The sequence below is a fragment of the Solibacillus daqui genome (genome assembly GCF_028747805.1).
Lineage (GTDB): Bacteria > Bacillota > Bacilli > Bacillales_A > Planococcaceae > Solibacillus > Solibacillus daqui.
Genome location: NZ_CP114887.1, coordinates 3,977,260 through 3,986,983, shown reverse-complemented (window position 1 = coordinate 3,986,983; position 9,724 = coordinate 3,977,260). Strand labels below are relative to the sequence as shown.

General features: G+C 38.8%; 14 protein-coding genes. All 14 read left to right on the top strand.

Annotated elements, in window-relative coordinates; translation table 11 throughout:
- Positions 1-93 precede the first annotated feature (93 nt).
- The 14 genes from O7776_RS19735 (at position 94) to rpsQ (ending at position 9,718) form a co-directional block, all read left to right on the top strand.
- Entirely contained in the window at positions 94-855 is a 762-nt protein-coding gene (locus O7776_RS19735) for an ABC transporter ATP-binding protein (protein WP_274308577.1), read from the top strand.
- The gene (locus O7776_RS19730) at positions 845-2,827 is read left to right on the top strand and encodes an FtsX-like permease family protein (protein WP_274308576.1); all 1,983 of its coding nucleotides are present in this window, start codon (positions 845-847) and stop codon (positions 2,825-2,827) included. The genes O7776_RS19735 and O7776_RS19730 overlap by 11 nt, the downstream gene beginning before the upstream one ends.
- Before the next feature lie 126 nt (positions 2,828-2,953).
- On the top strand, positions 2,954-4,273 hold the full coding sequence (locus O7776_RS19725) for a Na+/H+ antiporter family protein (protein ID WP_274308575.1): 1,320 nt from the start codon (positions 2,954-2,956) through the stop codon (positions 4,271-4,273).
- 375 nt (positions 4,274-4,648) lie between these two features.
- Positions 4,649-4,957: a 30S ribosomal protein S10 gene (rpsJ, locus tag O7776_RS19720; RefSeq protein ID WP_008406970.1), complete on the top strand. Its 309-nt coding sequence runs from the start codon at positions 4,649-4,651 to the stop codon at positions 4,955-4,957.
- Positions 4,958-5,008: 51 nt separating this feature from the next.
- Positions 5,009-5,638, top strand: a complete 630-nt coding sequence (rplC, locus tag O7776_RS19715) for a 50S ribosomal protein L3 (RefSeq protein ID WP_274308574.1) — start codon at positions 5,009-5,011, stop codon at positions 5,636-5,638.
- Positions 5,639-5,664: 26 nt separating this feature from the next.
- Positions 5,665-6,288, top strand: coding sequence for a 50S ribosomal protein L4 (gene rplD, locus O7776_RS19710; protein ID WP_274308573.1), 624 nt, complete (start codon positions 5,665-5,667; stop codon positions 6,286-6,288).
- Positions 6,288-6,572 carry a 50S ribosomal protein L23 gene (gene rplW / locus O7776_RS19705; protein ID WP_008406966.1) on the top strand — a complete coding sequence of 95 codons (285 nt, stop codon included), beginning with the start codon at positions 6,288-6,290 and terminating at the stop codon, positions 6,570-6,572. Before rplD ends, rplW begins: the two co-directional genes overlap by 1 nt.
- Positions 6,573-6,612: 40 nt before the next feature.
- Entirely contained in the window at positions 6,613-7,443 is an 831-nt protein-coding gene (rplB, locus tag O7776_RS19700; RefSeq protein ID WP_274308572.1) for a 50S ribosomal protein L2, read from the top strand.
- A gap of 60 nt (positions 7,444-7,503) precedes the next feature.
- Positions 7,504-7,782, top strand: coding sequence for a 30S ribosomal protein S19 (gene rpsS, locus O7776_RS19695; protein ID WP_004233637.1), 279 nt, complete (start codon positions 7,504-7,506; stop codon positions 7,780-7,782).
- 22 nt (positions 7,783-7,804) lie between these two features.
- Positions 7,805-8,149, top strand: coding sequence for a 50S ribosomal protein L22 (rplV, locus tag O7776_RS19690; protein ID WP_274308571.1), 345 nt, complete (start codon positions 7,805-7,807; stop codon positions 8,147-8,149).
- Between the two features lie 3 nt (positions 8,150-8,152).
- A complete protein-coding gene (gene rpsC / locus O7776_RS19685; protein ID WP_274308570.1) occupies positions 8,153-8,809 on the top strand; it encodes a 30S ribosomal protein S3 in 657 nt (218 codons plus the stop codon).
- A 2-nt stretch (positions 8,810-8,811) separates the two neighbouring features.
- Positions 8,812-9,246: a 50S ribosomal protein L16 gene (gene rplP, locus O7776_RS19680; RefSeq protein WP_274308569.1), complete on the top strand. Its 435-nt coding sequence runs from the start codon at positions 8,812-8,814 to the stop codon at positions 9,244-9,246.
- On the top strand, positions 9,236-9,436 hold the full coding sequence (gene rpmC, locus O7776_RS19675; RefSeq protein ID WP_004233646.1) for a 50S ribosomal protein L29: 201 nt from the start codon (positions 9,236-9,238) through the stop codon (positions 9,434-9,436). The genes rplP and rpmC overlap by 11 nt, the downstream gene beginning before the upstream one ends.
- An 18-nt stretch (positions 9,437-9,454) precedes the next feature.
- Positions 9,455-9,718, top strand: a complete 264-nt coding sequence (rpsQ, locus tag O7776_RS19670) for a 30S ribosomal protein S17 (RefSeq protein ID WP_241370750.1) — start codon at positions 9,455-9,457, stop codon at positions 9,716-9,718.
- Positions 9,719-9,724: the final 6 nt, after the last annotated feature.

Here is a 9,724-nt window from a genome sequence, read left to right as displayed (position 1 = left end):
TCGTCACTTAGGAGGCTTTTTTGTCATGTAAATCAAACGATTTCATGATGAGATGCGGGTAAAATAGAAAATAAGAAAAGAGGCTGATGAAAAATGAGTATTTTAATCGCACGTAAAGTTCGAAAAACATATGGAAAACGAACTTTAGCACAAGAGGTGTTAAAGGGCATTGATTTAGAAGTAGAAAAAGGTGAATTTGTTGGCATTATGGGGCCTTCTGGTTCGGGGAAAACGACATTGCTTAACGTTTTATGCTCGATTGACCAGGTGACAGATGGACTTGTTGAAATTAACGGCCAAAAGCTGCAGGGAATGAAGGAACGTGAGCTAGCGAAATTCCGTCGTGATGAACTAGGCTTTATTTTTCAGGATTATAATTTATTAGATACATTAACAGTGAAGGAAAATATTCTATTACCATTATCATTAAGCTCGATCCCAAAGGCAGCAGCGGAGCATCGCTTACTGGAGCTGGTGAAAATTTTAGGGATTGAGGAAATTTTAGCGAAATATCCAAATGAAATTTCAGGAGGACAAAAGCAACGTACGTCTGCGGCACGTGCATTAATTTCGAATCCATCGCTTGTTTTTGCAGATGAGCCAACAGGAGCGCTTGATTCAAAGTCGGCTACTGCACTGTTAGGTAATCTTTCGAAAATTAATGAGACAAAGCAGGCAACGATTATGATGGTAACGCATGATGCAGTGGCAGCAAGCTTTTGTTCACGTGTGCTATTTTTAAAGGACGGTCATATTTATACGGAATTGTACAAAGGTGACAAATCTCGCACAGAGTTTTTCCAACAAATTTTAAGTACGCAAAGTGTTCTAGGCGGTGAGCAAGATGAAGCTTAGTCAGCTTGTGTTAAAAAGCATGCAAAAAAACATGCGTCACTATTATTTATATTTTTTCGCACTAATTTTTAGTGTGACGCTGTTTTTCTCGTTTGTCACATTGCAGTACAATGAATCAATTATTGAAGCAACAAAGGCCAGTGGAACAGCAACGGCCGGCTTTGAAGCGGCTTCGTATATGCTGTATTTCATTGTGTTATTTTTTGTTTTGTATGCGAATCATTTATTTATTAAACGTCGCAGTAAGGAAATTGGGCTTTATCAATTAATTGGAATGACAAAGGGACTAGTGACGCGCTTAATTGCCTTTGAAAATATCTTATTATTTGCAGGGGCAGTTAGTATTGGTATGGTGCTAGGTTTACTTAGCTCGCGTTTATTTGCGATGATTTTATTGAAGCTTTTACAATTTGACGCAGTAGTAACAATGTCCTTTAGTAAAGTAGCAGTTGTCAATACGCTCATGGTATTTGGTATTTTACTTGTAATCATTTTATTACAAATGGCATTTATGGTACGTAAAACAACATTGTTATCACTATTTAATGCTTCAAAGCAAGCAGATGAGCGTGTAAAGCGTTTTAGTGTATTTCCAATGCTTATGGGTGCAATTGGTTTAGGGTTAATTGTGTATGGTTATTACGAAAGTACGGTGTTATTTTCAGCAGAAACAAAGAACTTAATTGTTAGTATGATCATTATTTTAGCAACTACTATTGGGGGAACGTATTTTGTGTTCCGTTATTCGGTAGCATTTGTATTAAATTTATTCCGTTTAAGTAAAAAAGGACATTTGAAGTTATCAGACGTGCTCGCGTTGACACCGATTATGCATCGCATGAAAAGTAATGCAAAATCACTGACGCTTATTACAGTGTTAACGGCGGTGTCTTTAGCGATTACTACACTGTCTTATATTAGCTATTATTCAGCAACCTCAACAGCTGAAGAGCGAGTGCCAGCTGATTATGTAACAGTAGATGGGCGTGAAACTGCATTTTTAACAGCGTTAGATGGGCAGGGGATTGCTTATACAAGTAAAACGATGAATTTAACAAGTGCTCAAGTGGATTTGGCTGAAATATTTGATAAAAAGTCAATAGAACTGTTTGGGGATAATACGCTTGGTAACACACTTGTTATTTCATTATCGGATTATCAGCAAATCGATCCAACACTTCAATTAGCAGCAGGAGAGGCTATTTTAACATCGTACAACGGCTTTATGTCTAATTTAATTCCGATTGTTGCGCCGTTAGAGCTAACATTGCTACACGGGGAACATCAATTCCCTATTCATATTAAACGAATAGAAGAAGAATCGATTTTAGCGTGGCGTATTACATCTGGTGGCTTTGTTATTGTAGCAGAGGATGCGGTATTTAAAGAACTTCAACAATTAAATGAAGGCGAATCTTTTGGCTATGTAACAAAATCGCAAACAACGGTAGATTTAGTTGATGCAAACAAGGAAACATATGAGCAAGTAGAAAAGTTGTATAAAACAACAGGCGCTAATATTTTCATGGAATTACAAGAAGATGGTCAAGTCAGGAAATTAAGCTCGCAACAAACGGAGGTTAAAGAAAATTTAAATACGTTTGGTACAACGATTTTCACAACAGCCTTTTTAGGTTTAGCATTCTTACTAGCGACCGGCAGCATTTTATACTTTAAACAAATGTCTGAAGCAGATGAAGAGGCAGAATCTTATAAAATCTTACGTAAAATTGGCTTTACACAGGAAGAATTATTGAGAGGCATTATTATGAAGCAAGTATTTAACTTTGGTGTACCGTTATTAATTGGTTTATTGCATAGCTATTTTGCAGTTAAGTCAGGCTGGTTCTTATTCGGTACAGAAATGACAACACCGGTTCTAATTACAATGGCGCTATATATTAGTATGTATATCGTATTTGCAGCACTTACGATCAATTATTACAAAAAAATTATTAAACAAGCTTTGTAAACCTTTGAAACCGTCAATTTTTCCTCGATTGACGGTTTTTATTGTTGTGAATACATTGACGGGCGTGCATTTTTCTTGTAACTTTAACACATTAGTAATTTAGCATACGAAAGTGAAGTGTATAACATGAATGCTGTTTTAGTAGCGGTAGGAGTCATGCTTATTTTGAGCTTACTGCGTATTAATGTCGTTTTATCCTTAACAGTTGGGGCCATTGTTGGTGGTCTTGCTGGTGGTTTAAATATTATGGAGACAATTGATTCCTTTGTTGACGGACTTGGTGGCGGTGCAACGATTGCACTTAGCTATGCACTACTTGGTGGATTTGCATTAGCAATTTCACGGACAGGTGTACCAGAAGTATTGGTAAAGGCTATTTTAAAATTAGTGCAAAAAGACGGCGACTCACAAAAGAAAGGCGCTGCAAAGGGATTAATTTTCGTTGTGTTGTTAGCACTGGCAATTATGTCACAGAACTTAATTCCAGTGCATATTGCGTTTATTCCATTAATCGTACCGCCAATGATTAAATTAATGAATATGCTACAAATTGATCGTCGCTTAATCGCATCTATTTTAACATTTGGTTTAGTTATGCCGTATATGTTTATCCCAGCAGGCTTTGGTTTAATTTATCAAGACATTATTGTGACACAAATGGGCCTAGCAGGGCTTGATGTAACAATGGAGGATGTTCCAAAGGCAATGGCAATCGTTGCGTTAGGAATGGCTGTAGGGCTTATAGGAGCCTTTATTGCATATCGTAAACCACGCCAATATAAAAATGTAGAATTAAAAACATCAAATGACTTAAATAAAGAAGTAAAAACACGAGATTTAGTATTTGCAGCTTTTGCGCTAGTGGCGTCGTTAGCCGTTCAAATTCCAACAGATTCAATGATTATCGGTTCGCTAGTTGGGATTATTATTTTATATGTAACGGGTGCTTTAAAAATGAAGGAAGCCGATGAAGTGCTTTCTGATGGAATGCGTATGATGGCGTTTGTTGGATTTGTTATGATTTCAGCAAATGGGTTTTCGTCGGTTATTAACGCGACAGGAGACGTAGAACCATTAGTTGCTGGAGCGATGGATTTATTTGGTGGGAGCGTTAGCATTGCAGTACTCGTAATGTTAATCGTTGGGTTAATCGTAACAATGGGAATTGGTTCTTCATTTGCAACGATACCCATTATCGCAGCAATCTTTGTTCCAATTGCAATTGAGCTTGGTTTAAGCGAATTAGCAATCATTTGTCTAATTGGTACAGCGGGTGTACTTGGTGATGCAGGTTCACCAGCATCTGATTCTACACTTGGTCCAACAGCTGGATTAAATGTTGATGGACAGCATAATCATATTTGGGATACATGTGTACCAACTTTTATTTTCTATAACATTCCACAAATCATTTTCGGTTGGATAGCAGTGGTTTTCTTCCTATAATAATGTCGTCACTTTCTAGAAAAAGAAAGTGACGATTTTTTGGTGTATTGAAAACTAAAGATAAAAATGTTTTCAGAATATTTTATTTTAAGAGCTTCGACACCTTTTTGGTTGCTTTCAATCGAATACTCTTATATACTAGGTAACGGCTCAAAAAGAGCGAATGAGTATAAAATAAAGAATACAACATTATTTAAAAAGAATTTTGCTAAAACACTTGCGAACTTCTTTTTTATTGTATATAATGTTGAATGTTGGTCTTTGACTGCGATGAAGCGAGAGGTTGCCGACACACCCGGCCGCTTTGCCATGGCGGTGTGTAGGAGAAATTTTCGTGGAGAATGTCTAGAAAATAGGCGAGAAGGAGGGAAAGTAATGGCAAAACAAAAAATTCGTATTCGTTTAAAAGCGTATGATCACCGTATCCTTGATCAATCTGCTGAGAAAATCGTTGAAACTGCGAAACGTTCAGGTGCTGGGGTATCAGGTCCGATTCCACTACCAACTGAAAGATCTGTATACACGATCTTACGTGCGGTTCATAAGTACAAAGATTCTCGTGAGCAATTTGAAATGCGCACACATAAACGTCTTATCGACATCGTTAACCCAACACCACAAACTGTTGACGCGTTAATGAAGCTTGATTTACCATCTGGCGTTGATATCGAAATCAAACTTTAATGGTAAAAACAAATATAAAACATTTTTCAAAATTAACAGGAGGTGTGACAAATGACTAAAGGAATCTTAGGTAGAAAAATTGGTATGACTCAAGTTTTCGCTGAAAACGGAGATCTTATCCCAGTAACAGTAATTGAAGCTACTCCAAACGTAGTTTTACAAAAGAAAACTGTTGAAACTGATGGTTACGAAGCGATCCAAGTTGGTTTTGAAGACAAGCGCGTTAAGCTTTCTAACAAACCAGAACAAGGTCACGTAGCAAAAGCAAACACTGCTCCTAAGCGCTTCATCCGTGAGTTCCGCAACTTAGACGCTGCAACTTACGAAGTTGGTCAAGAAGTCAAGGTAGAAATTTTCGCAGAAGGCGATGTAATTGATGTAACTGGTGTTACTAAAGGTAAAGGTTTCCAAGGTGTAATTAAACGCCATGGTCAATCTCGTGGTCCTATGGCCCACGGTTCTCGTTACCACCGTCGTCCTGGTTCAATGGGTCCAGTTGCTCCGAACCGCGTATTCAAACAAAAGAAATTACCTGGTCAAATGGGTGGGAACGTTGTAACAATCCAAAACCTTGAAATCGTTAAGGTTGATGTTGAGCGTAACCTATTATTAGTTAAAGGTAATGTTCCTGGTTCTAAAAAAGCATTAGTAACAGTTAAAACTGCTATTAAATCTAAATAATTCTCTGAAGAAAGGAGGAAACAGGAATGACAAAAGTATCTGTACTTAGTCAAACAGGTGCTTCAGTAGGCGAAATCGAGTTAAACGATGCGATCTTCGGAATCGAGCCAAATGAAGCAGTATTATTCGACGCAGTAGTTGCTCAACGTGCTTCTCTACGTCAAGGTAATCACAAAGTTAAAACACGTTCTGAGGTTGCTGGTGGTGGTCGTAAACCATGGCGTCAAAAAGGAACTGGTCGTGCTCGTCAAGGTTCGATCCGCTCTCCACAATGGCGTGGTGGTGGTACTGTATTCGGTCCTACTCCACGTAGCTACGCTTACAAGTTACCAAAGAAAGTTCGTCGCTTAGCTCTTAAATCAGCTTTATCAGCTAAAGTGTTAGAACAAAACTTTGTAGTTTTAGATGCATTAACTTTCGATGCACCAAAAACTAAAGATTTCAAAGCAGTATTAACTGCATTAGAAATCAACAAAAAAGCATTATTCGTAACTGCTGAAGTTAACGAAAACGCTATTTTATCTGCTCGTAACATCCCTGGTGTTACAGTGTTAACAGCTTCTGGAATCAACGTTCTTGATCTTTTAGGTCACGATAAAGTTGTATTCACACAAGACGCTGTGAAAAAAGTTGAGGAGGTGCTTGGATAATGGAAGCACGTGATATTTTAAAACGTCCAGTCATTACTGAGCGTTCTTCAGAAATTATGGCAGAGAAAAAGTATACTTTTGAAGTAGACACTCGCGCTAACAAAACTCAAGTTAAAGACGCTGTTGAAGAAATCTTCGGTGTTAAAGTTGAGAAAGTAAACGTAATGAACTACAAAGGTAAGTTCAAACGCGTTGGTAAATTCGGTGGTTACACTAACAAACGCCGTAAAGCAATTGTTAAATTAACTGCTGATTCAAAAGAAATCGAATTATTCGAAATCTAATCTTTAATATATAGTAACCTTTAAGAAGGAGGGAAAACAAATGGCGATTAAAAAGTATAAGCCAACCTCAAATGGTCGTCGTAACATGACATCATCTGACTTTGCTGAAATCACAACTAATAAACCTGAAAAGTCTTTATTAGAACCGACTAAACGCAAAGCTGGTCGTAACAACCAAGGTAAAATTACTGTTCGTCATCACGGTGGCGGTCACAAGAAACAATACCGTGTTATCGATTTTAAACGTCTTAAAGACGGCATTCCAGGACGAGTTGCTACAATCGAGTACGATCCAAACCGTTCTGCGAATATCGCTTTAATTAACTATGCTGACGGTGAAAAACGTTACATCTTAGCTCCAAAAGGATTAGAAGTAGGTCAAACTATCGTATCTGGTCCAGAAGCGGATATCAAAGTAGGTAACGCATTACCATTAGCAAACATTCCAATGGGTACAACTATCCACAACATCGAAATGAAACCTGGTAAAGGTGGACAATTAGTACGTTCTGCTGGTACTTCTGCGCAAGTATTAGGTCGTGAAGGTAAATATGTAATCGTTCGCTTACAATCTGGTGAAGTACGTTTAATCTTAGCTACTTGCCGTGCAACAATCGGTCAAGTTGGTAACGAACAACACGAACTTATCAACATCGGTAAAGCAGGTCGTTCTCGTTGGTTAGGTAAACGCCCAACTGTACGTGGTTCTGTAATGAACCCTAACGATCACCCACACGGTGGTGGTGAAGGACGTTCTCCAATCGGACGTAAATCTCCAATGACACCATGGGGCAAACCAGCTCTTGGTTACAAAACTCGTAACAAGAAAAATAAATCATCTAAATTTATTATTCGCGGACGTAAAAAATAATGTGGTAAAACTACGGTTCGTTTCGAGAGCCGTGGTCGTATCACGGAGGGAGGTTCCAAAATGGGTCGCAGCTTAAAGAAAGGACCTTTTGTCGATGACCACTTAATGAAAAAAGTGGAAGCGCAAGAGGCTTCTGAGAAAAAACAAGTTATCAAAACTTGGTCTCGCCGTTCTACTATTTTCCCGAACTTCATCGGTTTAACAATCGCTGTATATGATGGACGTAAACACGTTCCTGTATACGTGACAGAAGATATGGTAGGTCACAAGCTTGGTGAATTCGCACCAACTCGTACTTACAAAGGCCACGGTGCAGACGACAAGAAAACACGACGCTAATTTTGAGAGGAGGTAAATCCTAATGACACAAGCTAAAGCTATCGCTCGTACAGTTCGTATCGCTCCTCGTAAAGTACGTCTAGTAGTAGACTTAATTCGAGGCAAGCAGGTTGGTGAAGCAGTTGCAATTTTACGTCATACTCCAAAAGCGGCGTCTCCAGTCGTTGAGAAAGTATTAAAATCTGCAGTTGCTAACGCTGAACACAACTATGAGTTAGATATTAATAACTTAGTTGTATCTGAAATCTTTGTTGATGAAGGTCCAACATTAAAACGTTTCCGTCCACGTGCACAAGGTCGTGCATCGGCAATCAATAAACGTACAAGCCACATTACTATTGTGGTATCAGAGAAGAAGGAGGTTTAATCCGTGGGTCAAAAAGTACATCCAATAGGACTACGTGTTGGTGTTATTCGTGACTGGGAATCAAAGTGGTTCGCTGAGAAAGACTATGCTAATCTTTTACACGAAGACATCAAAGTTCGTAAATATATCGAAACTCAACTTAAAGATGCATCTGTATCTAAAGTAGAAATCGAACGCGCTGCAAGCCGCGTGAACATTACAATTCACACTGCGAAACCAGGTATGGTAATCGGTAAAGGTGGTACGGAAGTAGAAAACTTACGTAAATACTTATCTGATGTAACTGGTAAACGTGTTCACATCAATATCATTGAAATCAAACGTGCTGATCTTGACGCTAAATTAGTAGCTGAAAACATCGCTCGTCAACTTGAGAACCGCGTATCATTCCGTCGTGCTCAAAAACAATCAATCCAACGCACAATGCGCGCTGGAGCAAAAGGTATTAAAACACAAGTATCTGGTCGTTTAGGTGGCGCTGACATCGCGCGTGCTGAACACTATAGCGAAGGAACTGTACCTCTTCATACATTACGTGCTGACATCGATTATGCACATGCTGAAGCTGATACAACTTACGGTAAACTAGGCGTTAAAGTTTGGATCTACCGTGGTGAAGTCCTTCCTACTAAAAAGAACTCTGTGGAAGGAGGCAAATAATTATGTTATTACCTAAACGCGTAAAATATCGTCGTGAACACCGTGGTAACATGCGTGGAGAAGCGAAAGGCGGTAAAGAAGTATCTTTCGGTGAGTGGGGCCTACAAGCTACAACTGCATCTTGGATTACAAACCGTCAAATCGAATCTGCTCGTATCGCAATGACTCGTTACATGAAACGTGGCGGTAAAGTTTGGATTAAAATCTTCCCACATAAACCTTACACTAAAAAGCCTCTAGAAGTCCGCATGGGTTCTGGTAAAGGTTCTCCTGAAGGTTGGGTAGCAGTAGTAAAACCAGGAAAAGTAATGTTCGAAATTGCTGGTGTATCTGAAGAGATCGCACGTGAAGCACTTCGTTTAGCATCACACAAACTTCCTGTTAAATGTAAAATTGTAAAACGTCAAGAAACTGGTGGTGAATCTAATGAAAGCTAATGAAATCCGTGACCTTGCCACTTCTGAAATTGAGTTAAAAGTGAAATCACTGAAAGAAGAGCTTTTCAACCTTCGCTTCCAATTGGCGACTGGTCAATTAGAAAACACAGCTCGCATTCGTGAAGTTCGCAAAGCGATCGCACGTATGAAAACTGTGATTCGTGAAAGAGAAATCAGTGCAAATAACTGATAAAGGAGGGTTTTAAGTATGACTGAGCGTAATCAACGCAAAGTTTACACAGGCCGTGTTGTTTCAGACAAAATGGATAAAACTATCACTGTTTTAGTTGAAACTCACAAAAAGCATAAGCTTTACGGCAAGCGTGTAAAATACTCTAAAAAGTATAAAGCTCATGACGAGCAAAACACTGCGAAAATCGGTGATATCGTACGTATCATGGAAACTCGCCCGCTATCAGCTACTAAGCGCTTCCGTTTAGTTGAAGTTGTAGAAAAAGCGGTTATTATTTAATAACAC

Bases quoted from the DNA above. Each gene is read 5' to 3' on its own strand.
- rpsJ (WP_008406970.1), top strand. From the start codon at position 4,649: ATGGCAAAACAAAAAATTCGTATTCGTTTAAAAGCGTATGATCACCGT.
- rplD (WP_274308573.1), top strand. From the start codon at position 5,665: ATGACAAAAGTATCTGTACTTAGTCAAACAGGTGCTTCAGTAGGCGAA.
- rpmC (WP_004233646.1), top strand. From the start codon at position 9,236: ATGAAAGCTAATGAAATCCGTGACCTTGCCACTTCTGAAATTGAGTTA.
- rplB (WP_274308572.1), top strand. From the start codon at position 6,613: ATGGCGATTAAAAAGTATAAGCCAACCTCAAATGGTCGTCGTAACATG.
- rplC (WP_274308574.1), top strand. From the start codon at position 5,009: ATGACTAAAGGAATCTTAGGTAGAAAAATTGGTATGACTCAAGTTTTC.
- rpsQ (WP_241370750.1), top strand. From the start codon at position 9,455: ATGACTGAGCGTAATCAACGCAAAGTTTACACAGGCCGTGTTGTTTCA.
- rplW (WP_008406966.1), top strand. From the start codon at position 6,288: ATGGAAGCACGTGATATTTTAAAACGTCCAGTCATTACTGAGCGTTCT.
- O7776_RS19725 (WP_274308575.1), top strand. From the start codon at position 2,954: ATGAATGCTGTTTTAGTAGCGGTAGGAGTCATGCTTATTTTGAGCTTA.
- rplP (WP_274308569.1), top strand. From the start codon at position 8,812: ATGTTATTACCTAAACGCGTAAAATATCGTCGTGAACACCGTGGTAAC.
- O7776_RS19730 (WP_274308576.1), top strand. From the start codon at position 845: ATGAAGCTTAGTCAGCTTGTGTTAAAAAGCATGCAAAAAAACATGCGT.
- O7776_RS19735 (WP_274308577.1), top strand. From the start codon at position 94: ATGAGTATTTTAATCGCACGTAAAGTTCGAAAAACATATGGAAAACGA.
- rplV (WP_274308571.1), top strand. From the start codon at position 7,805: ATGACACAAGCTAAAGCTATCGCTCGTACAGTTCGTATCGCTCCTCGT.
- rpsS (WP_004233637.1), top strand. From the start codon at position 7,504: ATGGGTCGCAGCTTAAAGAAAGGACCTTTTGTCGATGACCACTTAATG.